Source organism: Cupriavidus sp. UGS-1, from assembly GCF_021213615.1.
Taxonomy (GTDB): Bacteria; Pseudomonadota; Gammaproteobacteria; order Burkholderiales; family Burkholderiaceae; genus Cupriavidus.
In genome coordinates this window covers 580,580-607,049 of the sequence record NZ_JAJQJF010000001.1, presented here as the reverse complement: position 1 = coordinate 607,049, position 26,470 = coordinate 580,580, and the positions used below count along the sequence as shown (strand labels likewise).

The 26,470-nt window shown below is 70.4% G+C and carries 20 protein-coding genes and 1 pseudogene; 4 read left to right on the top strand and 17 right to left on the bottom strand.

Going from position 1 to position 26,470, the window contains the following annotated elements; translation table 11 throughout:
- Positions 1–364: 364 nt before the first annotated feature.
- Positions 365–766: a hypothetical protein gene (locus tag LRR16_RS02580; RefSeq protein WP_006578493.1), complete on the bottom strand. Its 402-nt coding sequence runs from the start codon at positions 764–766 to the stop codon at positions 365–367.
- Between the two features lie 217 nt (positions 767–983).
- Here LRR16_RS02580 and LRR16_RS02575 point away from each other — a divergent pair, with 217 nt between their 5' ends.
- A complete protein-coding gene (locus LRR16_RS02575) occupies positions 984–2,285 on the top strand; it encodes a UDP-N-acetylglucosamine 1-carboxyvinyltransferase (RefSeq protein WP_064576662.1) in 1,302 nt (433 codons plus the stop codon).
- A 108-nt stretch (positions 2,286–2,393) separates the two neighbouring features.
- Here the strand turns inward: LRR16_RS02575 and LRR16_RS02570 are convergent, their stop codons facing one another.
- From LRR16_RS02570 to LRR16_RS02515, 12 genes and pseudogenes are all read right to left on the bottom strand, one after another.
- Positions 2,394–3,326, bottom strand: coding sequence for a dihydrodipicolinate synthase family protein (locus LRR16_RS02570; protein ID WP_006578495.1), 933 nt, complete (start codon positions 3,324–3,326; stop codon positions 2,394–2,396).
- 17 nt (positions 3,327–3,343) lie between these two features.
- Entirely contained in the window at positions 3,344–4,690 is a 1,347-nt protein-coding gene (locus LRR16_RS02565) for an MFS transporter (RefSeq protein ID WP_006578496.1), read from the bottom strand.
- A gap of 50 nt (positions 4,691–4,740) precedes the next feature.
- A complete protein-coding gene (locus LRR16_RS02560; protein WP_232204701.1) occupies positions 4,741–6,327 on the bottom strand; it encodes an aldehyde dehydrogenase (NADP(+)) in 1,587 nt (528 codons plus the stop codon).
- Between the two features lie 47 nt (positions 6,328–6,374).
- A pseudogene (locus LRR16_RS02555) lies at positions 6,375–7,193 on the bottom strand (dihydroxy-acid dehydratase); the annotation flags it as partial.
- Entirely contained in the window at positions 7,190–9,259 is a 2,070-nt protein-coding gene (locus tag LRR16_RS02550; RefSeq protein WP_232204724.1) for a CHASE2 domain-containing protein, read from the bottom strand. The gene LRR16_RS02550 and the pseudogene LRR16_RS02555, both read right to left, overlap by 4 nt.
- 103 nt (positions 9,260–9,362) lie before the next feature.
- Positions 9,363–11,075: a FecR domain-containing protein gene (locus LRR16_RS02545; RefSeq protein WP_232204700.1), complete on the bottom strand. Its 1,713-nt coding sequence runs from the start codon at positions 11,073–11,075 to the stop codon at positions 9,363–9,365.
- Positions 11,065–11,769, bottom strand: a complete 705-nt coding sequence (locus LRR16_RS02540; protein ID WP_006579049.1) for a response regulator transcription factor — start codon at positions 11,767–11,769, stop codon at positions 11,065–11,067. Before LRR16_RS02540 ends, LRR16_RS02545 begins: the two co-directional genes overlap by 11 nt.
- Positions 11,770–11,921: 152 nt before the next feature.
- A complete protein-coding gene (gene pelG / locus LRR16_RS02535) occupies positions 11,922–13,304 on the bottom strand; it encodes an exopolysaccharide Pel transporter PelG (protein ID WP_232204723.1) in 1,383 nt (460 codons plus the stop codon).
- On the bottom strand, positions 13,304–14,992 hold the full coding sequence (gene pelF, locus LRR16_RS02530; RefSeq protein ID WP_232204699.1) for a GT4 family glycosyltransferase PelF: 1,689 nt from the start codon (positions 14,990–14,992) through the stop codon (positions 13,304–13,306). The genes pelG and pelF overlap by 1 nt, the downstream gene beginning before the upstream one ends.
- Positions 14,989–16,107 (bottom strand): lipopolysaccharide N-acetylglucosaminyl transferase, encoded by a 1,119-nt coding sequence (locus tag LRR16_RS02525; RefSeq protein ID WP_232204698.1) that lies wholly within the window; start codon positions 16,105–16,107, stop codon positions 14,989–14,991. The genes pelF and LRR16_RS02525 overlap by 4 nt, the downstream gene beginning before the upstream one ends.
- Positions 16,100–17,590: a PelD GGDEF domain-containing protein gene (locus LRR16_RS02520; protein ID WP_232204697.1), complete on the bottom strand. Its 1,491-nt coding sequence runs from the start codon at positions 17,588–17,590 to the stop codon at positions 16,100–16,102. The genes LRR16_RS02525 and LRR16_RS02520 overlap by 8 nt, the downstream gene beginning before the upstream one ends.
- Positions 17,591–17,636: 46 nt before the next feature.
- Positions 17,637–18,317, bottom strand: coding sequence for a hypothetical protein (locus LRR16_RS02515; protein WP_232204696.1), 681 nt, complete (start codon positions 18,315–18,317; stop codon positions 17,637–17,639).
- A 459-nt stretch (positions 18,318–18,776) separates the two neighbouring features.
- Between LRR16_RS02515 and LRR16_RS02510 the strand changes: the two genes are divergently transcribed.
- Positions 18,777–20,153 (top strand): diguanylate cyclase, encoded by a 1,377-nt coding sequence (locus LRR16_RS02510; protein WP_232204695.1) that lies wholly within the window; start codon positions 18,777–18,779, stop codon positions 20,151–20,153.
- 42 nt (positions 20,154–20,195) lie between these two features.
- On the opposite strand, the gene LRR16_RS02505 is transcribed toward LRR16_RS02510, so the two are convergent.
- Genes LRR16_RS02505 through LRR16_RS02495 form a run of 3 tightly spaced genes read right to left on the bottom strand, consistent with a single transcriptional unit; the run spans position 20,196 to position 23,673 of the window.
- Positions 20,196–21,092, bottom strand: a complete 897-nt coding sequence (locus LRR16_RS02505) for a c-type cytochrome (protein ID WP_232204694.1) — start codon at positions 21,090–21,092, stop codon at positions 20,196–20,198.
- Positions 21,089–22,858, bottom strand: coding sequence for a GMC family oxidoreductase (locus LRR16_RS02500; RefSeq protein WP_006579035.1), 1,770 nt, complete (start codon positions 22,856–22,858; stop codon positions 21,089–21,091). Before LRR16_RS02500 ends, LRR16_RS02505 begins: the two co-directional genes overlap by 4 nt.
- Positions 22,855–23,673 carry a gluconate 2-dehydrogenase subunit 3 family protein gene (locus LRR16_RS02495; protein ID WP_023263330.1) on the bottom strand — a complete coding sequence of 273 codons (819 nt, stop codon included), beginning with the start codon at positions 23,671–23,673 and terminating at the stop codon, positions 22,855–22,857. The genes LRR16_RS02500 and LRR16_RS02495 overlap by 4 nt, the downstream gene beginning before the upstream one ends.
- A gap of 137 nt (positions 23,674–23,810) precedes the next feature.
- Here LRR16_RS02495 and LRR16_RS02490 point away from each other — a divergent pair, with 137 nt between their 5' ends.
- Positions 23,811–24,227, top strand: a complete 417-nt coding sequence (locus LRR16_RS02490) for a hypothetical protein (protein WP_064576859.1) — start codon at positions 23,811–23,813, stop codon at positions 24,225–24,227.
- 134 nt (positions 24,228–24,361) lie between these two features.
- Here LRR16_RS02490 and LRR16_RS02485 read toward each other — a convergent pair whose 3' ends face one another.
- On the bottom strand, positions 24,362–25,207 hold the full coding sequence (locus tag LRR16_RS02485) for an oxidoreductase (protein ID WP_232204693.1): 846 nt from the start codon (positions 25,205–25,207) through the stop codon (positions 24,362–24,364).
- A 289-nt stretch (positions 25,208–25,496) separates the two neighbouring features.
- Between LRR16_RS02485 and LRR16_RS02480 the strand changes: the two genes are divergently transcribed.
- A complete protein-coding gene (locus tag LRR16_RS02480) occupies positions 25,497–26,423 on the top strand; it encodes an AraC family transcriptional regulator (protein WP_082928647.1) in 927 nt (308 codons plus the stop codon).
- The last annotated feature ends 47 nt before the right edge of the window (positions 26,424–26,470 follow it).

Here is a 26,470-nt window from a genome sequence, read left to right as displayed (position 1 = left end):
ATCCAGAATCGCGTAGGCGATCTCGGGATGGCGCTGGGGCCGACGGGCGCCGTGGAATCGATTTACGTCGTCCCCGCGCATGCGGGGACCCAGTGACTTTGGCTTCGGCGCAACAAGAGCCGCTGGGTCCCCGCTTTCCGCGGACCATGGAGGTAGGCGTGGGAGAACGTCAGCCTTCGCCCAGCAGCCCCTGCGCATCCAGAATCGCGTAGGCGATCTCGGGATGGCGCTGGGGCCGACGGGCGCCGTGGAATCGATTTACGTCGTCCCCGCGCATGCGGGGACCCAGTGACTTTGGCTTCGGCGCAACAAGAGCCGCTGGGACTCGCTTTCGCGGGGTGACGGAGGTAGGCGTGGGAGAACGTCAGCCTTCGCCCAGCAGCCCTTGCGCATCCAGAATCGCGTAGGCGATCTCGGGATGGCGCTCCAGGCAGCGCCGGATCGCGGCCGGAATGGTCTGCCGGGTCTTCTTGCACAGCCCCAACTGTTCGGCCAGCTCGATATTGAAGCCGCGCACGGTCCGCACGCCGTGAATGCTCGGCTCGATCGTCACCGTGATGCCGAGCAGCTCGTACATTCTTTGCTGCATGCGGCGCAGGTCGTCGAGCGTGCGCACGTCCTCGAGCCGCGCGATCAGCCGCTTTTCCTCTTCCTTGGTCAGCCGCAGCACGCGGATGTCCGCCTGCGGATCGTCGAGCAGCTGCTCGCGCCCGCAGACGCAGGCCCCGGGCGGGCACTCCTTGCGGATCGGAAACGGGGCGTTCATGTCGACGCGGATCGGGGCCGGGTTGCGCGATGAAGTTGCGTGGCGGGATGGCGCAGGCGATGCAAAGGCCGCATGGCGGCGGCGCGCCCGCAGCCGGGCATTATAGCGGCGCCGGCGATCGCCCGCGCCGGCGGCCGGGGCAGTACAATGCCGTCCGTTTCCACCGCTTACCGCCGTTCGGCGCCGCCTGCCGGCGCGGCACGGACGCTCTCCCCTCATGTCGAATCTGATCGTGCATGGCGGCACGCCGCTGCGTGGCCGCATCGTACCCTCCGCCAACAAGAACGCTGTCCTGCCGGTGCTGTGCGCCACCCTGCTGACCGACCAGCCGGTGCGGCTGCACCGGGTGCCGGACATCACCGACGTGCGCAAGATCCTCGATATCTTCCGCACGCTTGGCTCCGATGTCCGCATGGACCATGACAGCGGCACGCTGGACCTGCATCACCGCGACACCGTGTTCGACCCCGCCCGCCACCATCTGCCCGAGGAAATGCGCTCCTCGATCATGCTGGTGCCGCCGCTGCTGAGCCGCTTCGGCGTCGCGCGGCTCGAGGACAACGTCAAGGGCTGCACGCTGGGCGTGCGCGAGATCGATCCTCACGTCGAGATCTTCCGCCGCTTCGGCGGCGAGGTCGAACGCGCGCAGGGCTCGCTGCTGCTGCACAGCGAAGGTCCTCTGCGGCCGATCGACCATTGGCTCGACTACGCGTCGGTGACCACCACCGAGAACTTCGTGATGTGCGCGGCCGCGGCCGGTGGCACCTCGACGCTGACCAACGCCGCGTCCGAACCGCATGTGCAGGAGTTCTGCCGCTTCATGACGATGATGGGCGCGCGCATCGAGGGCATCGGCACCTCGCGCGTGACCGTGCATGGCGGCGAGAAGCTCGGCGGCGGCGAGTTCACCTTCGACGAGGACTTCCACGAGATCACGACGTTCCTCGCGCTGGGCGCGATCACCAATGGCGACGTCGTCGTGCGCAACGGCGCGCCGGCGAATTTCCCGCTGATCGATCGCACCTTCGAGAAGTTCGGCGTGCGCATCGTGCACGAGGATGGCTGGTCGCGCGCCGAGCGTTCTGGCCCGCTGCAGGTGCAGACGCCGTTCACCAGCAACGTGCTGACCAAGGTCGAGGCCGCGCCGTGGCCCTACTTCCCGGTGGACCTGCTGCCGATCTTCATCGCGCTGGGCGTGCGCGCGCAGGGCAATGCGATGTTCTGGAACAAGGTCTACGACAGCGCGCTGGGCTGGACCAGCGAGCTGTCGAAGTTCGGCGCGCATGTGTTCTCGTCGGACCCGCACCGGCTGATCACCTTCGGCGGCAACACGCTGGCGCCGGCCGTGGTGGAGAGCCCGTACATCATTCGCGTGGCCATCGCGCTGTTCATGGTCGCGGCCAGCATCGACGGCCGCTCGGAGATCCGCAACGCGGCGCCGATCCGGCGCGCGCATCCGCGCTTCGTCGAGAACCTGCGCAGCCTCGGCGTGCAGGTGGAGTGGACCGACGGCGAGTAAGGCCGTCAGCGGAAACGGCCAGGACGACGGCAAGCAGGCCGCCGGCCTTCGCCATGCAACATGGCCGCCTCGCAAGGCCGCCATGTAGCCACCCCTGCCGCTGTCTGGTTATTTCGCCCAGCGCAGCACCAGCGGATCGAGCCGCCGCGCGATCGCGATCAGCTCCCTGCGGGTTTCCGGATGCATCGGCGGCAGCGGGTGCCGCGGGGCCTCGCAGGCGATCACGCCGCCCTCCTTCATCAGCGCCTTGGCCGCAAGGATGCCGGCCTGCCGGTTCTCGTGGTTGATCAGCGGCAACCAGCGCTGGTACAGCGCGAAGGCCAGTTCGGCATCGCCCCGGCGGTGCGCCTCGATGATCGGCCGGATGCCGTCCGGAAAGCCGCCGCCGGTCATCGCGCCGGTCGCACCAGCCTCCAGGTCGGCCAGCAGCGTGATCGCTTCCTCGCCATCCCACGGCCCTTCCACCGCGTCGCCGCCGAGCCGGATCAGTTCGCGCAGCTTGTTGGCCGCCCCCGGCGTCTCGATCTTGAAGTACGCCACCTGTTCGATCTCGCGGGCCATGCGCGCGAGGAACGGCGCGGACAGCACGGTGCCGCTGGCAGGGGCATCCTGGATCATGATCGGGATGCGGATCGCATCGGACAGGCGCGCATAGAACTCGTGGATCTGCGGCTCCGGCACGCGGAAGGTGGCGCCATGGTAGGGCGGCATCACCATCACCATCGCCGCGCCCATCTGCTGCGCGCGCCGGCTGCGCTCGATGCAGACGGCCGTGCTGTAGTGCGTGGTGGTGACGATCACCGGCACCCTGCCCTGCACATGTTCGAGCACGGTGCGCGTCAGCACCTCGCGCTCGTCGTCCGACAGCGCGAACTGCTCGGAAAAATTGGCCAGGATGCACAGGCCGTCGGAGCCGGCGTCGATCATGAAATCGACCGCGCGCTTCTGGCTCGGCAGATCCAGTTCGCCGGTTTCGGTGAAGGTGGTCGGCACCACCGGAAAGATGCCGCGATAGCGCGGCGAAGCGTAGCTGTCAGGCATGGGCAGGGCTTGTCGTATCAGCGGGCCGCGCGCGGCTCGAGCGCGGCGCGTACCACGAAGGTCATGACCACCGCGAACACCAGCATCGCGGCGAGGAAATAGAGTCCGGCGGCGAGGCTTCCGGTGGCGTCCTTGATCAGGCCGATGCCATAGGGGCCGAGGTAGCCGCCGAGGTTGGCCAGCGAATTGATGGTGGCGATGCCGACCGCGGCGCTGGCGCCGGTCAGGAACTGGCCAGGCAACGCCCATACCACCGCCTGGATCGAATAGATCGAAAAGGCCGTCAGGCAGATGAAGAGGAATTGCAGCGCCGGCGTCTGGACCCAGGCGCTGGCCGCCATCGTCAGCGCCGCCGCACCCGATACCACGACGATGTGCCAGTAGCGCTCGCCCTTGCGGTCCGAATGGCGCGGCACCAGGTAGAGGCCGACCACCGCGAACAGGTACGGCACCGCCGACAGCAGGCCGGTACTCGCGTCGGTGACGCCGAACTGCTTGATGATGGTCGGCAACCACAGCGACAGGCCGTAGATGCTCAGCGGAAACGGCAGGAACAGCAGCGACAGCAGCAGCACGCGCTTGTCCTTCAGCGCCTTCAGCGGATTGCCGTGCGACTTCAGCGCGAAGGTCTTCCGGTCCGCCGCCAGCTCGCGTTCGATCCAGGCACGGTCGCGCGCCGACAGCCATTTCGCGTCCGCCGGGGACTCCGGCACCAGCCGCAGCGTCGGCAGGCACAGCAGCACCGCGGGCAGGCCGCTGACGACGAACAGCGTCTGCCAGTTCGACATGCCGAACAGCCCCGGCGTCGACAGCACCCAGCCGGCAATCGGGCCGGTGATGATCAGCGCGATCGGCTGCGCCAGCACCAGCAGGCCGATGATGCGGGCGCGATGCCGCATCGGAAACCACTTGGTCAGGAAGTACAGGATGCCGGGATAGAGTCCCGCCTCGGCCGCGCCCAGCAGGAAGCGCAGCACGTAGAAGGTGGTGGCGTTGTGGATCAGCGCCATCGCCATCGTGATCAGGCCCCAGGTCAGCAGGATGCGCGCGAACCAGCGGCGCGCGCCGAAGCGCTCCAGCGCCAGGTTGCTGGGCACCTCGCACAGGAAATAGCCGATGAAGAACAGCCCCGCGCCGAGACCGTAGGCGGCATCGCTGATGCCGACCGCCGCGTTCATATGCAGCTTGGCGAAGCCGACCACCGAGCGGTCGATGTAGGCCACGACATAGATCAGCGCAAGGAACGGGATCAGCTTGCGGGTCAGCATGCCGATGATGCGCGATTCGTCGGCGGCGGCGGTGTCGGCGGTGTCGTGCGGCAGCGGTACGGGCTGCTCCAGCCCGGCCGTGGAATGGCTGTTCATATGGGTCTCCTCACCTTGTTCTTGGAAATGGGATGGGCGATGCGCGAGCCTCAGGCTGGCGCGGGCGCCCCCTCCGGCTTGCCGCCGATGCGGCGCCGCAGGCCGAGCGGATTGCCGTCGCGCAACGCGTCGGGCAGCAGCGCATCGGGCAGGTTCTGGTAGCAGACCGGACGCAGGAAGCGTTCGATCGCCGCGGTGCCGACCGAGGTGCTGCGCCCGTCCGATGTCGCCGGGAACGGACCGCCATGCACGATCGCGTCGCACACCTCGACACCGGTCGGAAAGCCGTTGGCCAGGATGCGGCCGGCCTTGCGCTCAAGCACCGGCAGCAGTGCGCGGGCAGCGTGGTGGTCGTCATCATCCAGATGCAGCGTCACGGTCAGCTGACCCTCACACTGCTCCAGCACCTTGCGCAACTGCCCGGCATCCGTGCATTCCACCAGCACGCTGCAGGGACCGAAGCATTCCTCGGCCAGGTTAGCGTCGGCCAGCAGATCGGCGGCGTGCACGCGGAACAGGCTCGCGGTGGCGCGCCCCGCCGTGCGGGTACCTTGCGCGACCGTGGTCACGGCAGGATGCGAAGCCAGCCGTTCGACGCCGTCGTCATAGGCGCGCGCGATGCCGGCGGTCAGCATCACGCCGGCGGGCACGGCCGCGATCGCGCCGGCCGCGGCCGCGACGAAGCGCTCGAACGCTTCGCCGCCGACTGCCAGAACGAGGCCCGGATTGGTGCAGAACTGGCCGCAGCCCAGCGTCACCGAGGCGACAAAGTCGCGCGCCAGTGCGTCGCCGCGCCGTGCCAGTGCGGCAGGCAGCAGGATATTCGGATTGACGCTGCTCATCTCGGCATACACGGGGATCGGTATGGGCCGCGCCGCGGCGATCGCCATCAGCGCGAGACCGCCGCGCCGCGAGCCGGTGAAGCCGACCGCCTGGATGGCCGGATGCGCGACCAATGCCGCGCCGACCGCGTGGCCGGCATCGAACAGCAGCGAGAACACGCCCTCTGGCAGACCCGCCGCGGCTACCGCCTGCTGCACCGCACGGCCGACCAGTTCCGAAGTGCCGGGGTGCGCGGGATGGGCCTTGACCACCACCGGGCAGCCTGCCGCCAGCGCCGATGCGGTATCGCCGCCGGCGACCGAGAATGCCAGCGGGAAATTGCTGGCGCCGAACACCGCCACGGGCCCGATGCCGATGCGCCGCAGGCGCAGATCGGTGCGTGGCGGCTGGCGCTGCGGCAGCGCCGGTTCGATGCGGACGTCCCAGGCGTCACCGCTGCGTACCAGCGCCGCGAACATGCGCAACTGGCCGGTGGTGCGGGCGCGCTCGCCTTCGAGCCGGGCGCGCGGCAGGCCGGTCTCGTCCATCGCGCGCAGGATCAGCGCATCGCCGATCGCCTCGATGCGCGCGGCGATCTCGTCGAGAAACGCGGCGCGCGCTGCGTCGGACAGCGCCCGGTAGGCGTCGAAGGCCTCGGCGGCCAACGCGCAGGCCTGGTCGACCTCGGCGTTCGAGGCGCCGTGGAAAACGGGTTCGGCGATCGTTTCACCGCTGGCCGCATGGACCGCGTGGAAGGCCTCGCCGCTGCCGCGAAGCGCGGCGGCGCCGATCAGCAGATTGCCTGTCAATGGCATTGGGTGTGCTCCTGGTTGCCGTTCATCGGTTGCCGTGCCATCCGGGCTCAATGCGAGTGGCGCGGCACCTCGGCGCCGCGGCAGCCCACCAGGAAATCGAGATCGCAACCCTGGTCGGCCTGCAGCACGTGGTCGACATAGAGGCGTTGATAGCCCCCCTCGCCCGCGCGGCCGTCTGGCTTCGGCGGCCGGAACATCTCCATGCGGTCGGCCAGCTCCTCGGTCGAGATGTCCAGATGCAGCGTGCCGGCCTCGCAGTCCAGCTCGATCCAGTCGCCGTCGCGCACCGCCGCCAGCGGGCCGCCCGCGGCGGCCTCCGGCGCGACGTGCAGCACCACGGTGCCGTAGGCCGTGCCGCTCATGCGCGCATCGGAGATCCGCACCATGTCCTTGATGCCCTGCCGCAGCAGCTTCGGCGGCAGGCCCATGTTGCCGACCTCGGCCATGCCGGGGTAGCCCTTGGGTCCGCAGTTCTTCATCACCAGCACCGAGTCGGCGTCGACCTCGAGCGATTCGTCGACGATGCGGGCCTTGTAGTGCTCCAGGTTTTCGAACACGACCGCGCGGCCACGGTGCTTCAGCAGCGAAGGTGTCGCGGCCGACGGTTTGAGCACCGCGCCGCGCGGCGCCAGATTGCCGCGCAGCACGCGGATGCTGCCGTCCGCAATCAGCGGACGATCGAGCGGGCGAATCACCTCGTCGTTGAAGTTCGGCGCGTCCTTGACGTTGTCCCACAGCGTCCTGCCGTTGACGGTCAGCGCGCCCGGATGCGGCAGCAGGCCGCCTTCGCCAAGCCGGCGCAGCACCGCGGGCAGGCCGCCGGCGTAGTAGAACTCCTCCATCAGGAATCGTCCCGACGGCATCAGCCGGGCCCCTGGTCGGAGACCGACACCATCAGGCCGCCGTCGCTGCCGTCGTCGTGCCGCACGCGGCCGGCGCGCACGGTCACGGTGCCGCCCGGCGGGCTGTACTTGACCGCGTTGTCGATCAGATTCGACACGGCGCGCATCAGCAACGCCGCTTCGCCATACAGCATCATCTCCTCGTTGCCGGTCTGCACCGCGACGGTCACGCGGCGGGCCTGCGCCAGCGCCCACAGCGAATCGGCGGCGTCCATCAGCACCGTGGTCAGGTCGATCTCCGCAAAGCGCAGATGCTGCGATTCGGCCCGCGCCAGCTGGATGAAATCGTCGGCCAGCGCCAGCGTGCGGCCGGCGTGATGGCGGATGCGGTCGAGCAGCACCGGCGGTTCCAGCGCGCGCGTGGGGTCGGCCTGCAGTTCGACCAGCGCAAGGATCGACGCCTGCGGCGAGCGCATGTCGTGCGAGATGAAGCGCAGCGTTTCCTCGCGCTGGCGCTCGGCCAGCCGTACCTGTGTGATGTCGATGAAGCTGACGCTGAAGCCGGCGACCTCGCCCCCGTTGCCGCGCAGCGGCGCTCCGCGCAACAGCATCGCGCGCTGGTCATGCGTCTGCAGCTCGACCCCGGCGCGCTCGCCCCGCGTCGGCGCCGCGCCGCTGTCGGCCGCGCGCCTGAGCCGATCCCAGTATTCGAGTCCGCCCTGCGGCGGCGCGAAGATGTCGGCGATCAGCGTATCGAGCAGCGGGCGCGCCCCGCCCTCGGCATTGAGCGAGGACAGCAGCCGCGGCGACAGCGCGACCGCGCCGGCATTGGCCAGCAGGATGCTGCCGTCGGCATCGCAGATCACCGTCGCATCGGGCAGGTTTTCCAGCCCGTCGGACAGCAGGCGGCGCAGGTCGCGCTGCCGCGTGATCATCCGGTACAGCGCGCTCATGCGGGTGTCCAGCGTGCCGCCGGGCAGCGCCGGCTCGCGTTCGAGCCGCGCGACTTCGGCCGACAGGAAGCTTAGCGCCGATTCCTGCCGGCGCCAGCTCCACAGCGGGTAGAACACCAGGCAGGCGAGGATCGCCGGTACCGGCGAGAACCACAGCCGATCGAAATGCATCAGCGCGACGCTGGCGCCGAACAGGCCGACGATCACCGCCGCGCTGACCAGCAGCGCATCGCGCGGCGACATCAGCAGCGCGGCCAGGCAGGCCAGCAGCACCGGCAGCAGCGTCAGCGGCCAGTACCAGGCGCGCGGCACCGGCACGATGCCGTTGTCGTCGAGCAGCGCCTGCGCGGAATTGGCCAGCAGCTCGACGCCGCTGATGCCGGCGCCGTTCTTCGACAGCGGCGCGGAGAACATGTCGCCGAGGCCGGTTGCGCCGGCGCCGACCAGCACCAGCTTGTCGCGGAACAGCTCGGGCGGAATCGCGCCGCTCAGCACGTCGATCGCCGACACCGTGCGGAAGGTGCCGATCGGCCCGGCGAACGGGATGCCCAGCCGATAGCGCCGATGCCATTCGCCGGACAGCGTCTCGTCGACCGGCACCTGACGGTAGCTTGCCAGCGGCCGCTGCGGCTGGCCGAACTGCACCAGGCGCACGACGAAATGGTCGAGCATCTGGCCCGGCAGCCCTTCCTGCAGGTAGATATGGCGGGCCAGCCCGTCGACATCGGTCGCGATATTGATATGGCCGACGTCCGCGCCCAGCGCCGGCAGCGGATAGTTCAGGCGGTAGCCGTCCCGCACCGGCTCGGCCAGCGCGGGAATGATCACGTTGCCGGCGCGCGCCATGCTGACGGCCAGCGCCTCGTCGTCCTCGGGATGGCGCCAGTCCGGCTCCACCAGCAGCACGTCGAGACCGATCACGCGCGCGCCGCCGTCGGCCAGCCGATCGACGAGCCCGGCCAGCAGCGAACGGCGCCACGGCCAGCGGCCCACCGCGGACAGCGATTCATCGTCGATCGAGACGATCAGGATGTCGTCGCGCGGCGCGTGCTGCTGCGCGGCGATACCGATGTCGTAGACGGCGAGGTCCAGCCGCTGGCTGGCGCCGAAATCGGCGCGCACCGCGGCCAGCACCATCACCAGCATGGTCAGCACCAGCCATTCGATCAGCGTGCGCCGATGAAAGCCCGCGATCAGGCCGCTGCCCGCGGCGGTGCGCAACTGGGGCAGACGGAACCGGCTATCCGCCACGGCGCACACTGCCGGCGGCAGTTCCGATCGGAGCGCCCGTGCCGTCGCGCAGATGCTCGTGGACTTCGATGCGTTGCGGCGCCGAGAACGGCGACTCGCTGCCGTCGCGCTCGATGCGCGCGACCCGCACGTAATAGACGCCGGCCGGCGGCCGCGGCAGCGCCGCGGTGTCCGACTCGATGCGCTGGTCCTGCAGCGGCCGGGCAAAGCGCGGCTCGTCGGCCAGCTGCACCCGATAGGCCAGCGGCGCGAAGGCGGCCGATTGTCCGGCCGCGCCCCAGCGCAGCCGCAGCGGGCCACCGTTGTCCTCGACCACGGCGACGCCCGGCGCCGGCGGCAGGATGCGGAACGGCACCGGCGCGCTCCACGGCCCGGCCTGCCCCTTGGCATCGATCGAACGCACGCGCCACCACCAGTCGCCCGGCGCCAGCGTCTGCTGCGTGCCCGCCTCGCGGGTGCTGCCCTGCGCGGCCAGCGTGCCGAAACTCTCGTCGGAGGCGATTTCGAAGCGGTACTCGACGGCGCTGTCGACCGCCGCCCATTGCAGTTGCACTACGGCGCCATGCACCGTGCTGCGCGGCGCCGGCTCGACCGTATAGGGCGCCGGCGGATTGAGCCGCACGGTCAGCGGCGCGATCGCCGCGTTGCCGGGAATACGGTTGCGGTCGATCGCGCGCACCTCGAGATAGGCTGCCCCATCGGGCAAGCCCGTCAGCGCCGCGGACGCGGGCGTGACGGTACTGGCGAACACCGCTTCGGTACGCTCGGCATCGCGCGTGACGCGCACCAGGTAGCCGATCGCGCCCTTGACCGGCTGCCAGCCCACTTCGGCGTGGCTGGCGTAGATGGGCTCGGCCGGCACCGCGCTCAGCGTCGGCGCGGCCAGCAGCGTGTGCACCACCGCGTCGCCCGCGCTGCCGACGGCGATGCCGTGGCCGGCCGTGACGGTCCGCCTGGCGCGCCGCGCGCGCACCGCCACGGTTCCCTCGAGCACCGCGCTGCTGTTGGCTCGCCGGCCAGGTTCGTCGGGTTGGCCCGCGTCGACGGCGTAGCGGGTGCCGCGCACCCCGGTGACCATCATCGGCGTGCGGATCTCGAAGCGGCCCACGCCGGTGCCCGCGGGCGCGACGCGCGATTCGATGCCGCCGCGGTCGACCTGCATCACGGTGTCGCCCAGGCCCGTGCCCGCGAACACGCGCAGGCGCTTGACCTGCAGCCGAGTGCTCGGCGGCATCGCGACGCGGGTGCCGTCGGGCAGCTCGAACGTGACCAGGCCATCGGCGCCGGTTTGCAGCCAGGCCGCCTCGTCGACGCGCATGCCGGGCCGCAGCGCCGCGCCGTTGGCATCGGCCTGTCCGACCACCGACACCACGCGCGCGCTGGCGACCGTCACCGGAATGCGCGCGAGCGGAATGCGGACATGGGTGCCGACCGGCAGCCGATACGGATCGGCGACGCGGTTCAGCGCCTGCAGCTCGCGCCAGACGTCGGCGCGGCCGGTATAGCGCTGCGCGACCCAGAACAGCGTATCGCCCGGTTCCACCTGGTGCAGGAAATATTCGCCGTCGGCACCGGCCGGGCCCGCCTGCGCCGGTGCCAATGCCAGCAGCGTCCATGCGGCAACGGCGGCCCGTACGACCGTGACGACCGTGACGGCCGCGGCGGCCCCGGTGGTCGTCAGCACACCACCCTTACGCGCCATCGGCCTGCCCCGCGCAGCGCTCGAAACGATAGCCGTAGGAGTACACCGAGGCGAGCCGCACGCCGTTCTCCGGCCGCAGGCCGAGCTTGATGCGCAGCCGCGACAGATGGGTGTCCAGCGTGCGCGAACTGGCGCCAAGCGAGCGCCCCCAGACCGCCTGCTCGACGACGTCGCGCGCCAGCAGCCGGTCCATGTTGCGGAACAGATAGAGCGCCAGATCGAATTCGCGCGGCGCGATATCGACCTCGACGCCGTTCAGGCTGGCGGTACGCGCCACCGGGTCGAGGCGATAGGCGCCCACCACGATGGCCTCGTTGGCCGGGGCCGACGGATAGGTCCGGCGCAGCAGCGCGCCCACCCGCGCCAGCAGCTCGCCCCTTCGCACCGGCTTGATCATGTAGTCGTCGGCGCCGCCGGCCAATCCCGTGACGATGTCCTCTTCCAGCGACCGGCTGGTCAGGAACAGGATCGGCGGGTATTGGCCCGAATGCAGCCGCACGTGCGTTACCACGTCATAGCCGCTGATATCTGGCAACTGCCAGTCCATCACCAGCAGGTCGTACGAGCGCTCGCGCATTGCGCGCAAAAAGGCCTTGCCGCTCGAATAACTGTCGCAGGTATGCCCGGCGCTGATCAGGATCTGCTGAATCAGTTCGGCCTGGCTGGGATCGTCTTCGACCGATGCGATGTTCATTTTCTTCTCGGTTACAGGTCCGTTCGCGTCTTGCCGCACGGCGGCTCCGGCAAGCGCGACTTCATGGATGGGATCGATGAAATGTGTCGAATTGTAAAGCGTCGGTCACCATACCCGCCCGCGATGGCGCAATTGGAGCCGTCCGATTCGCATTACTGCAACATATAAGTTTCATATTCCAGGCGCTCGAGCCGGCGGTCCAGCAGCACCAGCGCGATCGCCACCACGATCAGCACCGCGAATGCGAAACCGTAGCCGTACCACGCGGGCCCGAGCGTCAGCGTCAGATGCGTCAGGCCCGCGTTCAACGCCAGCAGCGCCGCGCCGAGCAGCAACACCTCGCGGCGCCGGTCCAGATAGAAGTACAGGCTCAGCGTGGCAAGCAGCACCACCTGCAGGCCCGCGGCGACCATGTCGACATGCAGCAGCGGCAGGTACAGCTGCGTCATGCCGAACAGCGCCAGCAGCGGCCGCCCGAGCGCGAACAGCAGCAGCGCCGCGATCGCCAGCGCCTTGACGATCTCGTACAGGCCCAGCCGGACCGCCCGCACCATCGCGTTGCGCGCGTCTTCGATGCGCTGCAGCGAGCCGCCGCCGCGCACAGCGTCGACGAAGGCATCGTAATGGGCGACGAAATCCCGCTCGATGCGCAGCAGGAACACGGCCAGCGCGGGCACGACCGCGAGATGGGCCAGAAACACCGGGATGTCGTAGATCGCCGATGCATGCAGCGGACCGATGACCGCCTGGCCCGTGCCCGCGTGGTACCAGAACTGCAGCTTGTCGACCCAGAGCCCGAGCGGATACAGCAGGCCGATGGCGATCAGGCTCGGATAGCGATGACGCCGCGCGAACACCGTGAAAGACAGCAGGCGCCGGCTGCGATGGTGGCGATGGATCTGCATCGTGGTGCCGGCGAGCAGCACCAGCGCACCGATCGCGAAACTGCCCAGCAGCCCTTCCACGCCGAAGCCGCGCAACGCCAGCGCGGCGACGGACGCCCCCGCAACGCCGGCCAGGAAGGCGCAGGCGATCGTGCCGTACTGCTTCATGCCGGCCAGGAAGGCCACGGCGATCCAGACATGGCACATCAGCACGAAGCCGGCCAGCATCAACGCGCGATACGGCGCCGACTGCTGCGGGAACGCCCACAGCAGGCATGCCACGCCGAACAATCCCGCCAGCACGGTGACGGCCAGTCCCGTCGCGCGCAGGCCCGGCAGCACCAGCTCGCCGCGTCCTTCGGCGAGGCGATCGGCGGCGAAGCGCACCAGATGGAGCTGCAGCGGTCCGGTCAGGATCAGGCTGGCGACGATCAGGCCGGTCGCCGATACCTGGAACTGCATCGCCAGCGCGGACGACAGTCCGGCCGGCAAGCGGTCCGGCAATGCGCGCATGGCGATCGGCAACAGGCCGGCAAGCGCCAGCGCGCAGGCGCCGCAGGCCAGCACGCCGGCAAAGCCGTACGCCTGCAGCGTGCCGCCGACGCGGTTGCGGTCGCGGAGGCGGCGAAGGAAAAAGGTCAGGTCCACCATCATGGCGCTCCGGCAAACGGGCAACGGCCGGCCGACAGCCGTTCGGCCGCCGGCGGCGTGGCCGGCAGCACCGGACGGCCCACGCCGCCGCGTCCGCCGGCATCGGCGTGCGGCTTCGCGGCCAGGTGCTGGTACAGCTGGCGGTAGCTGGCCACCGTCGCATGCTGCGTGTAATAGCGCTCCGCGCGCACGATGGCCGCGCGCTGGGCGGCGCGCCAGCGCTCGCCATCGCCGAGCAGCGCGACCGCTTCGCGCGCCAGCGCCGCCGCATCGCCGATCCGCACGACCGCCCCCGCGGCGCCGAGCGCCATATCCTCGTCGCCGACGCCGTCGATCAGTTCGCGGCAGGCGCCGACGTCGGTGACCACGCAGGGCACGCCGGCGGCGAAGGCCTGCAGCACCGGCAGCGGCAGCGCCTCGCTGATCGAGCTCAGCACCAGCATGCCAACCTGTGGCAGCAGTTCGTCGATGGGCCGAGCGCCGACAAAGCGCACGTGGCCGGCCAGCCCCAGGCTTCGCACGAGGGCGCGGCATTCGCGCGCGTATTCCGGATCCTCGTCCTCGGGTCCGGCGATCCAGCCCTGCGCATCGGGACAGTGCCTGACGACGGTCAGCATCGCGCGGATGAAGGTCTTGACGTCCTTGCGGGGCACGACTTCGCCCGCCAGACACAGGACCTGGGGCACCTGGGCGGGACGCAGCGCGCGCAGCGGCGCCAGCGCGGGCAGGTCGATGCCGTTCGGGATCGTGCGCGTGCGGCTGGCCGGCGCGCCGTCCTGCACCTGCCGGCGGCGATTGCCCTCGTACAGCGCGACGATCTCGTCCGCGGCGTCGTAGCAGACGCGGCCCAGCGATGCGAAAAAGCGCAGCGACAGGTCGCGGCAATACCCCGGATCGATGCCATGCTGGCGCGTCTGGATCGCGTGTTGCGACACCAGCAACGGACGGTCGTGCCGGTAGCGCAGCATCGTTCCCAGGAAGCCGGCATAGCCGGTCGATGCCGCGTGGTAGACGCGCGCCGGCATCAGCGTGGCCGCGATCCGCGCCAGCCGCCACAGCGGCCGGTGGATCGCACGCACGGTCCCGATGTAGTCGGAGAACGAGACGTCGGTACAGTAGCGGCGGTACTGCTCGACGATGGTGTCCCAGGCGGCTCGGCTGTGCAGGAAGGCGTGCTCGGACAGGCGGCCGTCGTCGCCCAGCTCGTCGATCAGCGCGCGCATCGCGGCCCCGCCCTGCGCATGCCCCCCTGCCTGGCCATGGCTTGCGTTGCCTGGGTTGCCCGCGTTGCCGCCGTGGCCACGCAGGCGCAGCAGATCGTGCCACCGCGCCGCCTCGGCGAAGGCCTGTTCGTCGGCCCGAAGCCGCGGCATCGCGTCGGCCGGATCTTCGTCGTGCAGGAAATGCGTCTGCAGATCGAGCACGTTGCCGGGCAGCGCGTCCACGCCCTCGCCGCTGTCCAGCGGGCGGTCGGCGAGCAGCACGATGGCGAACGTCGTCTGCGGAAAGGCCCGGATCATCCGCGCGGCCCAGCCCGGTGCGCCGGTCCTCGCAAACGGATGGCCGCCCTCGAGCAGCAGCGCGACATCGACTCCCGCGGGCCGGGAGGCGTCGCGGCAGGCGTCGCGGGAGGCCGGGATTGGGGCCGCCAAGGCCGCGTCCGGCATGTTCTGCGTGGTCGCGATCATGATGTCCAGTAGCGCAGCAAGGGCTGAAGCTGCGGCGCCGCGGGCAGCGACGCGGCCTGGCGCAGGCTTCGCATCGCCGTTGTCACCGCGGCGAAATCGCCTTCCATGAAGGCCGCCTCGGCCAGCAGCGGCAGCGCACGCTGGCGCGGGAAGCCCAGCGCTGCGGCGCGCCGCAGCGCCGCGCGCGCGGCGGCGGGATCGCGGCGCGCCAGCGCCAGCCGGCCGCGCAACTGCCACAGGCTCGCCACGGGGCTTGCCACGCCGGAGCCATCGGCCGCCGGTACGTACAGCGTCGTCGCGCCCGGCGCTTCTGACAGCGCCTGCAGCGCGGCCTCGGCGTGCAGGTCGGCCTGCGCCAGCGTGTGGCTGCGCACGTCGCCCTGCACCAGGTTCTGATAGACCAGCTCCCAGTGCAATTGCGCCAGCTGTTCGTGCGTGGCGGCGCGACCGGCCGCATCGCCGTCGCCCAACGCATGCAGGCGGTCCTGCGCCTGCAGGATCCGGCGCGTCAGCCGCTGCTCGGCCGCATCGAGCATGCCGTAGGCGAGCAGCCTGACGTCCTCGACGTCGTCGTCGAGCAACGCGCGCAGCAGCGGACTGACGCTGCGGGCGGGCATCGCTTGCAGTGCGGCCAGCGCGCTCAGGCGATGCGCGTCCGCTGCACCGGCATCGGCGCTCGCGGATGCTGGCCGGCGCGCGGCAACGGCCGAACGATCGTTGCCGTCGGTCCGCGGCGCAACGCACGACATTGGACCCGACGCAAAGTCCGGCAGCGACACCAGCGCCACCCGCTGCGTCGCGAGGGCGCGGGGCCGCCAGGCAGACGGTGCCATGCCGACCCGCATCGAAGGCAGCACGGCAAACAGCACAACCAGCACGCCGCCGAGCGGAACGAAGGCGCCCGCGGCAAACAGATACACCAGCGTCGCGCCCGACGGCACACGCACGCGCCGCGACAGCAATCGCCGCAGCGGCATCGCCAGCAGCGCGGCGGCCAGCGCCTGCATCGCCAGGTACGCCAGCAGCGCGCCGGCAGCGCCGTCGCCATGCAGCAGCGCCGCCAGCGCGGCTGCCTGCACCGTGACGCCGGCGAGAACGAGCGGGACCTCAAGCATCGTGGCCGCGCCCGGGCCGGCCATCTGCCGAACCGCCGCCACAGCGTCCCAGCAGGCGCCGCAGCGGCTCGGGATCGCCATCGGCCGGCACCGGCAGCGTATGGACGCCGATCCGTCCCCGTTCGAAATCGATGCCGAACTGCGCCTGCAGCATCCGCTCGATCCGCAGCAGATAGCCGGTAGCGGCCTCGGTATCGGCCAGCGGCATCAGCGTCATCAGCACGCGCTGCGCACCGCCCTCCCGCGGCCACGCCAGGTCCAGCGCGCGATGGCTGCGTACGGTTTGCTCGAACCAGTCGGCGCTGTGCTCGTCGGTGCCGAAGGCCAGCGCGATCACCGTGCTGGGAATGCCCGCGTCGCGCCGCAGCCTTGCCAGCCGCGCATAGTCGAGCGCGAAATCGTGCGGGCAGTCGGGCAGCGCATCTTCGACCGCGCGCGCCGCCGCGGCGTGCTCGACGCCGTCGGCGTAGTAGCCGAGCAGCGCCAGCAGCAGCGCGAGATTGTCGTGATGCAGCGCGAGGAACGGCATCCGTTCGACCACCAGCACGCCGAGCAGCCGGTCGGGGCCGGACAATACCGGCGCCACCCCCAGATAGCGGCTCGGCACGCCGTCGCCACCGTCGCTGCGGCGATGCGCCAGCTGCCGGGTTTGCAGGCAGCGGCGCAGCAGCGGATCGCGGTCATCGAGCCGGCAGCCGGGCCCGACGGTCGCCACGGCTTCGGGCAGCACGCGCTCGCCGTCGCAGCGATACAGCGCGGCGGCTTCGAGCTGGCACGCCTGCGCGGCCAGCTGCAGCATCGGTGCGGCAGCGGTCAGCGACGGGGTCGGCGCACGCTCGCGGCGCATCGCCGCTCCGGCTGGCGGCTCGGCACGGCGCTGCGGGGCGGCCGCCTGTTCCGCGGTCGCGGCGCGCAGCTGGGCCAGCGTATCGCGCAATGTCGCCGGCTTTGCCAGCAGATCGTTTTCGAGACGGGCATGCGAGATCCGCAGCAGGTAGTGCTGCCTGGTCAGCGCGGTCAGCCGCTCGTCGAGATAGCGGTGGATCGAGCGCTGGCGCGCCAGCCGGCTTGCGCAAACGTCGCCGAACTGGCCGGCCAGCAGCACCAGCAGCGTGCCGCCGATGAAGAACGGCCGCGGAAACGCGCCGGGCTGGGCGCCGATCTGGTGGAACAGGAACCAGCCGCCGAGCAGCATCAGCGCCGCACCGATGCCGGCAAGCGTGCCGTAGCGCAGCGCCAGTACCAGTGGCAGCAGCCAGGCCCAGGGGAAACCCAGGTCGAGCAGCAGCGGGTTGCCGGGCATCGCCGCGTAGCCGAGCCCCATCGCCGCGGTCATCAGCACGGTCAGTTCGAGCATCGCGGTACGGGCACTGGCCGCACCCATCGCGGGCGCCAGCCATGCCGCACGGACGTCGTCCGCCCGGCGGGCCGCGGCGATGCTGCCCGCAGCCGCGCGCCGGTCGCCCATCGCCGTTGCAGTCATTCACTTCTCCAGATGCAGCCCGGCCGGGCTGCCAGATTCGGCCGCATCAACCGCGCACCCGCGGCGGCGGCTGCTTGTTGTCGCGCCATTCGGACCGCATCGGAACCGCCGGCGGGCGATACCCGGCAATCGCGGCATGGGCGGGCTGCGGGCACGCCAGCGCGCGGTAGAAGGCGAGTTCCAGGTCGCCGGCGCCGAGCGCGCGCGCCTGCGCCGCGAAGGCGATCAGGTCCGACGGCGGGGCCGGCATCCGCGCGGCCTGCCGCAGCAGCGTGCGCAGCTCGGTCCGATAGCGCTCGCGCGCCGGCAGGTCGGACGCGGCGGCGTTGGCCCGCTGGCGCGCAATATCGAGCCGCGCGCGCAGCATCGGCAGCGCGGCCTCGCCGGCCGTGGCATGCATCCGTGCCAGCAGCGTCTGCGCTTCGTCCAGCCTGCCGTCGCGCGCAAACTGCTCGGCCAGCTCCGCCATCAGCGCGGCATCCGGCGGCGACACGCGCAGCCAGGCTTCCATATAGGCGAGCGCCGGGCCGTCCAGCGCGCGGCCTCCATTCCCCCCTTCGCCAAGCAGACGGTCGCGCAGCGGTTCGCGCGGAAACATCAGCGCGAGGCAAAGCGCCATCGCGGCGGCAATGCCTGTTGCGAACGCCGGAGGCAGCAGACGTTCGCGCGCGGGAGCGGCTGCCCCGGACTCCAGCGGCGTCATGCGCACCGCCTCTTGCTTCCCCATGACTTCCCCGTTTTATTGCCTCGACGACGCGGCGTCGTCGCTCCCCCGGCCCGGATATCAATTTGTAACTACGAGCCGAATCCTAGCGAACGGTACAAAAAGGGAATGTCAACAATTGTCAAACGTGGCATGCCGCACACGCGCGATTCGACGCAATCAGTAGAATCACCATCATGAAAAAAACCACAAGCCGTGCCTCGATGCGCGGCCTCGCTGCGCGCTTGCCATTGCAGTTCCGAATGCAATCGCGATGGCAACTGCAACTGGGATCAGGCTGCGCCTGTCGGCGTACCGGCAACACAGAGCCATACCAGGGACCGCAGCTTCGGGAATGTCGACGGCGTCATCCGGGTCAAGCTCTCTGACAAGTATTCGCGCCGCCCCGGCCATGGCCGGGGGCGCATTGCCTTACACCAACGGTGTCGCGGTGCCGCCGCGCGCCTACAGGGAGACGATTGCATGTCGCCGGATTTACCCACTGCCTATCTGACCTTGCTGGTGCTGTTCGCCAGCACGCTGGGCATCTCGATCGGCCTGCGCTACGGCGCCGCGCAGGCTGGCCATCGTGCGCGCTGGACCGACGCCCATGCCTTCGCCTCGCTCGGCGGCATGGCGCTCGCGCTCGGTGCGATCGCCCCTGCCCCGCTGTGGGCGGTGCTGGCGCAGGCGCTGTGCCTCGGTGCGCAACTGATGCTGGTGCGCGGCCTGGCCGCGAGCGGCATGGCGATGGCCCCGCATCATCTGCGCGCGATGGTCGCCGGCGGCGTGGCTTCGGTGGCGCTGCTGGCGCTGATCGCCACGGTACAGGACGCCGTGATGGCGGAGCGCGCGATCCGCACGCTGGGCCATGCGATCACCGCGCTGGTCGTCTGGCAGGCGCTGCGCCTGCTCAACCGCGAACGCCGTTCGCATACGATCGGCCATGCGCTGGTTTGGGTGGCCTGCTGCGCGCAACTGGCCGCGCAGGGCCTGTGCCTCGCGCTGGCGCTGGCCGCCGGCGGTGCCGGCGCCTGGAGTCCGCTCGGCCCCGAAGAGCCCGGCATGCTGGCGCAGGCGCCGCTGCTGCTGATGCTGATCGCGGTGCTGTCCGGCGTGGTCGGTTTCACGCTGCTGAGCGCGGAGCGCCAGTTGGCCGAACAGCGCGCGCGCGCCCGCCTCGATTCGCTGACCGGGCTGTTCCATCGCGGCGCGCTCGACGACGCCGCGATGACGCTGGCGGCCGAGGCCGGGCGTACCGGCAAGCCGCTGTCCTGCCTGGTGATCGACGTCGATCGCTTCAAGCAGGTCAATGACCGCGCGGGCCACCAGGCGGGCGACCAGGTGCTCAAGCACATAGCCGAGACGCTGCGCCGCGCCTGCCGCTCCAGCGACGTCGCGGCACGCTTCGGCGGCGAGGAATTCTGCCTGCTGTGCCCGAACACCGGCGAAGAGGAAGCGGTGCTGCTGGCCGAACGGATTCGGGCCCGGATCGCTGGCATCGCGCTGCCGGAGGAAATCGGCGGACATGCCAGCGTCAGCATCGGCATCGCGCAGGCCGAGGACGCCGGCGATGCGCGCCGCAGCTGGGAGCAGCTGTTCGACGCGGCCGACCGTGCGCTTTATCGCGCCAAGCGCGAAGGGCGCAACCGGGTGATGCGGGCGGGTGCAGGCGCGGGGGTTGGCGCGAATGTCGCAGCGAACGCCGCAGCGAATGGTTCGGCGAATGCTCCGGCGAATGCCGCAACCCACGCCGTCAATGCCGGCGGCGTGCCCGCTTCGGCCGCGGCAAAGGCCGCCAACGAGATCACCGAACCGGCGGCGTGGCGTGTGGCCTGCGGCGTGTCGGTCGGCGGCTGAGCGCGCCGCCCTGCTCGACGCCAGCGCATCGCCGCCGCATCGTTAGCGCGCCCCACCCTGCGCGTAGAAGCTCGCCAGCGCGCGGGCATCCGCCTCGCCCAGCCGCTGCGCGATGCCGCGCATCGCGCCATCGTCGTCGTTGTGGCGGCTGCCGGTGCGGAACGCATCGAGTTGCCTGGCCAGATAGTCGGCCGGCTGCCCGGTCAGCCGCGGCAACAGGAATCCCTGCCCCTCGCCCTCGACGCCATGGCAATTGGCGCAGGCCGGCAATGCCCGGCCGTTGTCGCCGGCCGCGTGCAGCGTCAGCGCGGCCGACTGGCCGGATTGGCCATCGCCGGCCAGCGTCGACGACGGCGCCGGCTGGCTCGCGTAGTAGCGGGCCACCGCGGCGACCTCGTCGTCCTTGAGCGCCTTGGCGATCGGCGCCATCACCGGATCGACGCGACGGCCATCGCGATAATCGAACAGCTGCTTGGCCAGATACTCGCCGGGCATGCCGACCAGCGACGGAAAGGCGCCGGCGGGCACCGCGGCGCCCGCCGCGCCGGGCGATCCGCCGGCCGCGTGGCACGACACGCAGGCCACCGCTCCCGCGCCATTGCCGCTGGCGGCGATCGTCGCGCCGCGCTTGTCGGCTTCCTGTCCGGACGCCCGCAATGCCTGCGACCACGCCGGTTCCTTCGGCAGGAAATCCGTCGCGCGCCGCACCACCGCCTCGCTGGCCGCGGCCACGGGTGCCGACGCCGCGGCGGGTGCCGGGGCCTGGCCCGCTCCACCGGCCGAGGCGGCCTGGCGCGGCCCAGGCTCCGGCGCGAACAGGTCGGGCCAGACCTGGAACAGCAGCGCATACAGCGGAAAGGCGCCGATGCCGAGCACCAGGGCACCGACCCACCAGGTCGCGCGATTGCGCCCGGCTTCCACTTCGTTCGGCGTGTTCATGCGATCAGCTTCCCTGGCGCCTTGACATAGTCGCGCTTGACCGCGTCGACGATCCAGTACGCGGTGGCGCCGACCGTGCCGGTCGGATTGAAGTTCGAGTTCTGCGGAAACAGGCAGGCCCCGGTGACGAACACATTGGGCACGTCCCAGCATTGGCCGAAGCGGTTGACCACGCTGTTGGAGGGATCGCTGCCCATCGCCGCGCCGCCGTTCAGGTGCGTCGACTGATAGCTGGTCGCGGTAAACGGCCGCTTGCGCGGGCCGGGCTCGGTGGCGACCACCCCGCGCATCGCCTTGCCGATCCGGTCGCCCTTCTCGGTCAGGAAGGCCGACAGCTTGATGTCGTTGTCCGGCAGATCGTAGGTGATGCGCAGCAGCGGCTGGCCCCAGGCATCGCGATAGGTCGGATCGAGCGACAGGTAGCCGCCGCGCGTCGGCATCGCCGAGCCGGTGATCGTGATCGACGCCGAATGGTTGTAGTAGCGGCGCACCGCCTTCTTCCACTCGCTGCCCCAGGCCGGCGTGCCCCTGGGTGTCGGGTGGTAGCCGATCGGCGCGCCGCTGACCACCTGGATCTGGATATAGCCGCCGCCGACGAAGCCCAGCGGTCCGTGATCGAAGTTGTCGGCGCTGAAATCGTCGATGGTCACCGCCGCCGCGCCCGCGCCCATGAACGGGTTGATGTGGGTTTTCTCGTCGAAGAACAGGTTGACGCCGGAGGTGGTCTGGTGCGTGTAGTTGCGCCCGACCACGCCCTGGCCGGTGGCCGGGTCGTACGGCTTGCCGATGCCCGACAGCAACAGCAGCCGCACGTTGTGCACGCTGAACGCGCACAGGAACACCATGTCGGCCGGCTGGAAGAACTCTTGCCCGCCCGCATCGACATAGGTGACGCCGCGCGCGAGCTTGCGGTCCTTGTCGAGCTCGACGCGCAGCACCTGCGCGCCGGTGCGCAGCGCGAAGGTATCGAGCTTCATCGCCGCAGGCAGGATGCAGACCTGCGGCGAGGCCTTGGCGAAATGCTCGCAGCCGAAGTTCGAGCAGAACCCGCAGTAGACGCAGGCGCTCATCGGCAGCCCTTCGGTATTGGTATAGGGCCGCGTCGACAGCGCCGACGGCTGGATGTAGGGGTGATAGCCCAGCTTGGCGGCGGCCTCGCCGAACAGCGCCGAGGCGTGCGCAACCTTCATCGGCGGATTCGGATACGGCCGCGAGCGCCACGGCTCGAACGGATTGCCGCCGGGCTGGATCTTGCCCTTCAGATTGCCGGCAAAGCCCGAGGCGCCGATCAGATAGTCGAAGCGGTCGTAGTACGGCTCGAGCTCGTCGTAGTTCAGCGGCCAGTCCTGCGCGGTCAGGTCCGCCGCGAAGATGCCCTTGCCGTAACGGCGCTCGTAATGGCTGCGCAGCTTGAAGTCGGTCGGGTCGAAGCGATAGTAGGCGCCGGACCAGTGATTGCCGGAGCCGCCCAGATGCGTGCCCGGATAGGCGAACTGCCAGCGCCGCATCGGCAAGGCGGTCTGGCTGGTGTTGTTGCGGAAGGTGAAGGTCTCGGTGGCGGTGTTCTGATGCAGCGCGTGCCGCCGCGTATAGCGCAGCTCGTCGTGGACCGTCGGCGCCTGGAAATCGGGCGAGGGCCAGCGCGGCTCGCCGCGTTCGAGCATCACCACGCGCTGCCCCGCCGCGGCCAGTTCCTTGCCGATGATCGAGCCGGTCCAGCCGCCGCCGACGATCACCGCGTCGACACGATCGAGGGTCTTGCTCATGGCCGCCCTCCCTTGGGCACCGATGCAGCCCTGGCGGGCGAGGCACCATGACCGGCTCCGTGGCCGCCCCCGTGCATGGCGCCATGCCCCGAGGCGCGCGCCATCGCGATCGACATCGGCGGCCGGATATAGGCCACGCCATGGCGCTCGATATCGTTCGAATAGCTGGCGTAGACGCCGGGAAAACCGACCAGCTTCCACCCCGCCATATTGCGATTGCCGCCGTGGATCGGATCGCCGAAGAAGCCCTCCATGGTGCCGTCGAGCAGCATCTGGAAGAAGACCTTGCCGGGCAGCGCGCCCAGTTCGACCTCGCCCTTTTCCAGCGCCGTCAGCAACGCGTCCTGTTCGCGCGGCTGCAATTGCGCAAACGATTTGCCGCCATGCCGCTTCGCGCTGACCTGATCGATCGCCGCCAAACCCGCGCGAAATGCCTGCGCGGGCGTCAGCGCGAGCTGGTAGCCCTGCTCGGGGGTGCCTGCCTGGAACGGCCCATGCCGATAGAAATGGTCCCCGCTGCCCCACGCGCCGGCCAGTTGACGGTCCAGGAAATCGGTCACGCCCGCCTCGCGCGCGCCCGGTCCCAGTTCGTCGTTCGGAATCAGCCTGGCGACGATCGCATCCACGGTAATTCTTTCGCGCGCATTGAAAAAATGGGACACACCGCCGGGATTGGCCGCCGCCGCGCTGGCCGGGCCCGGCTGGGCCGCCAGCGCACTATCGGCGGCCAGCCCGGTTGCCGCGGCTCCGGCCGGCAATCCGGCCCCGAGGGCTTTCAGAAGCGTGCGCCGCATGGGCGTGAAGGGTTTCGTCATCGCTGCGCTCCTCGAAAAACCGCAGCCGATGCAAGAAGCGTGGCAAGGCCACGCCGGGATCACGCGAGATGGCGCTTTCGCGCCCCTGGTACGGCCGTTGCCTTCGTCCGATGGGGGACGACTATAGGAGCCATACCATGACGAAGCGAAACTGGATTTCCGTTGCAACCTTGAGCGTCGCCATGCTGGGCGGCCTGGTGGCCGGCTGTAACCGCGGCGGCGACGATGCCGCCACCACCGACAGCACCGCGGCCAGCGCGCCGATGGGCCCGGTCCCGAGCGACACCACCGGCAGCGCTGGCACCGGCACGGGCACTACCGGCACTACCGGCACCACCGGTTCCACCGGCACCGGTACGAGCGGCACCACGGGCACCACGGGCTCGGCCGACACCACGACCGGCACCACCGGATCGGGCACCACCGGCGCGACCGGCACCACCGGCACCGGCACTGCCGGCTCGACCGGCACCGGCACGGGGACGGGCACGGGCGCAGCCGCGGGCTCGGGCGGCAGCACCGATACGCGCACCGGCGCGAGCGCACCGCAGTAAGTACCGCAGCAAGCCTCGAACGCTGGCGGTCCCGCCGGCAACCCTTCCCCCCTCTCCTCGGCCCCTCTCCCGTTCGCGGGAGAGGGGCGTTCGTTCGTCCGGGCGTCCCGGCATCCGCGCGCTATACGGCAGGGCTACGCCCCCGGCGCCGCATGATCGGTCGAGGCCGACAACGCCTTCCACTGCTCGAGTTCGGCGCGCGCAGTGTCGAGCTTGCCGCCGATGTAGCCCAGCGCATCGGTGCCGGCCGCGAAACGCAACGGGGCCCGCGGCACGCCGGCCAGTTCAACGATGGCCCGCGCCAGCTTGTCGGGGTCGCCCGGCTGCCGGTGGCTATAGTCGTCGTAGCCGCCGCGCAGCGCCGCCGATGCCGGCGCATAGTCGGGGATCGACTCGGCCCCGTAGCGCACCGACGATCCATCGAGAAAATCGGTGCGAAAGAAGCCCGGCTGCACGATGGTGACCTGGATGCCGAAACGCGCCACCTCCAGCGCCAGCGACTCGGAAAAGCCCTCCACCGCGAACTTGGCCGCGCAGTAGATCGACGCGCCCTCGAAACCGACCATGCCGCCGATCGACGACAGATTGAAGATGCGCCCCGCCCGCTGGCGCCGCATTACCGGCAGCACCGCGCGGGTCACGTGCAGCGTGCCATGGACGTTGGTGTCGAACTGCCGCACGACCGCGTCGGCACTGTTCTCCTCGAACATGCCAAGCTGGCCGTAACCGGCGTTGTTGACCAGCACGTCGATGCGTCCGAAGGTCGCCACGGCGCGGTCGACCGCGTCGCGCGCCTGCGCCGGTTCGGTGACATCGAGCCGCAATGCCAGCAAGCGCTCGCCGTACCCCGGCAGGGTCTGCTCGATGCGCTGTGGATCGCGTCCCGTCGCGACGACGTTGTCGCCGGCGTCCAACGCCGCCTTGGCGATGCACGCGCCGATGCCACGCGCCGCGCCGGTGATCAACCAGGTCTTGCTCATGCCGAACTCCTTCAGGTGTGGATGGATGGCTGCCATGGTAGGCAGCGGGCCCCGGCGCCCGTTAGTTCAAAACTCGGGGGCGCTTGCCTGATCCTCCAGACCGTGCCGGCGGTGCGGCCCTGCACGGCCGCGGCCCGGCCAGCGCGCGCTACACTGGCGCCCATCCCGGCGTCCCACGTTCGCCGCCACGCCATCGTCCATGCCGACCATGTCCGTCACCGCCGCTCCGACGCCAACGCCGCCACAACCATTCGGGTCCGAGCAGTCCCGCCGCCAGCGTGAAGAACGCATGGCGGCACTGATCGGCCGCCTGGCGCCGGCCGAGGGATACACGATGTCCGCGCTCGACGCGGTCAAGTTCCTGCGCGCCAACGGCCCGCTGCCGCGTACGCCGGTGCTCTACGACCCCTGCATCATCGTGCTGTGCAGCGGGCGCAAGCGCGGTTTCTTCGCGGGACGCGAGTTCGTCTACGACGCCCAGCATTTCCTCGTGCTGTCGCTGCCGATCCCATTCGAGTCGCAGACCGAGGCCTCGCCCGACGAGCCGATGCTGGCGATCTCGATCCGCGTGGACCTCGGCGTGCTGGCCGAGCTGGCGCTGTCGGTGCCGCCGGCATCGGCACCGGCAGCGGCATCCGCGGCGGAGAGCGCGAGGTCCGCCGAGGTATCCGGCATCCACTCGACCCCGCTCGACGACAGGCTCGGCGACGCCGTGGTACGCCTGCTTGAAGCGCTGACCTCCGACATGGAGGCCGCGGTGCTGGGCCCGGCCATCCTGCGCGAGATCTATTTCCGCGTGCTGTGCGGCCCGCAGGGCGAGGCCCTGCGCGCATCGCTCGCCTACCAGAGCAACTTCGGCCGCATCGGCAAGGCGCTGCGCATGATCCATGCGGGCTACGACCAGCCGCTGTCGGTCGACGCGCTGGCCAGCGCGTCGGCGATGAGCGTGGCGGCCTTCCACGCGGCGTTCAAGGCGGTCACCGGCACCTCGCCGCTGCAGTACATCAAGGCCACGCGGCTGCACAAGGCGCGCATGCTGATGATCCAGCAGGGCATCAACGCATCGGTCGCGGCCAGCCAGGTCGGCTATGAAAGTCCGTCGCAGTTCAGCCGGGAATTCAAGCGGTTTTTCGGCCGCAGCCCGATCGACGAGGCACGCATGATGAAGGAAGCGATGGCGCTGCGCACACGGGTGGATTGGGCACGCGCCGCTTGAGCGCGGCGCGGGTCCTGCGGGGGTCCTGCGCGGGTCCTGCGCCGGAG

Excerpts from the sequence above, each read along its gene's own strand:
- LRR16_RS02580 (WP_006578493.1), bottom strand. The coding sequence starts at position 766 with ATGAACGCCCCGTTTCCGATCCGCAAGGAGTGCCCGCCCGGGGCCTGC.
- LRR16_RS02575 (WP_064576662.1), top strand. The coding sequence starts at position 984 with ATGTCGAATCTGATCGTGCATGGCGGCACGCCGCTGCGTGGCCGCATC.
- LRR16_RS02570 (WP_006578495.1), bottom strand. The coding sequence starts at position 3,326 with ATGCCTGACAGCTACGCTTCGCCGCGCTATCGCGGCATCTTTCCGGTG.
- LRR16_RS02565 (WP_006578496.1), bottom strand. The coding sequence starts at position 4,690 with ATGAACAGCCATTCCACGGCCGGGCTGGAGCAGCCCGTACCGCTGCCG.
- LRR16_RS02560 (WP_232204701.1), bottom strand. The coding sequence starts at position 6,327 with ATGCCATTGACAGGCAATCTGCTGATCGGCGCCGCCGCGCTTCGCGGC.
- LRR16_RS02550 (WP_232204724.1), bottom strand. The coding sequence starts at position 9,259 with ATGGTGCTGGCCGCGGTGCGCGCCGATTTCGGCGCCAGCCAGCGGCTG.
- LRR16_RS02545 (WP_232204700.1), bottom strand. The coding sequence starts at position 11,075 with ATGGCGCGTAAGGGTGGTGTGCTGACGACCACCGGGGCCGCCGCGGCC.
- LRR16_RS02540 (WP_006579049.1), bottom strand. The coding sequence starts at position 11,769 with ATGAACATCGCATCGGTCGAAGACGATCCCAGCCAGGCCGAACTGATT.
- pelG (WP_232204723.1), bottom strand. The coding sequence starts at position 13,304 with ATGGTGGACCTGACCTTTTTCCTTCGCCGCCTCCGCGACCGCAACCGC.
- pelF (WP_232204699.1), bottom strand. The coding sequence starts at position 14,992 with ATGATCGCGACCACGCAGAACATGCCGGACGCGGCCTTGGCGGCCCCA.
- LRR16_RS02525 (WP_232204698.1), bottom strand. The coding sequence starts at position 16,107 with ATGCTTGAGGTCCCGCTCGTTCTCGCCGGCGTCACGGTGCAGGCAGCC.
- LRR16_RS02520 (WP_232204697.1), bottom strand. The coding sequence starts at position 17,590 with ATGACTGCAACGGCGATGGGCGACCGGCGCGCGGCTGCGGGCAGCATC.
- LRR16_RS02515 (WP_232204696.1), bottom strand. The coding sequence starts at position 18,317 with ATGGGGAAGCAAGAGGCGGTGCGCATGACGCCGCTGGAGTCCGGGGCA.
- LRR16_RS02510 (WP_232204695.1), top strand. The coding sequence starts at position 18,777 with ATGTCGCCGGATTTACCCACTGCCTATCTGACCTTGCTGGTGCTGTTC.
- LRR16_RS02505 (WP_232204694.1), bottom strand. The coding sequence starts at position 21,092 with ATGAACACGCCGAACGAAGTGGAAGCCGGGCGCAATCGCGCGACCTGG.
- LRR16_RS02500 (WP_006579035.1), bottom strand. The coding sequence starts at position 22,858 with ATGAGCAAGACCCTCGATCGTGTCGACGCGGTGATCGTCGGCGGCGGC.
- LRR16_RS02495 (WP_023263330.1), bottom strand. The coding sequence starts at position 23,673 with ATGACGAAACCCTTCACGCCCATGCGGCGCACGCTTCTGAAAGCCCTC.
- LRR16_RS02490 (WP_064576859.1), top strand. The coding sequence starts at position 23,811 with ATGACGAAGCGAAACTGGATTTCCGTTGCAACCTTGAGCGTCGCCATG.
- LRR16_RS02485 (WP_232204693.1), bottom strand. The coding sequence starts at position 25,207 with ATGAGCAAGACCTGGTTGATCACCGGCGCGGCGCGTGGCATCGGCGCG.
- LRR16_RS02480 (WP_082928647.1), top strand. The coding sequence starts at position 25,497 with ATGGCGGCACTGATCGGCCGCCTGGCGCCGGCCGAGGGATACACGATG.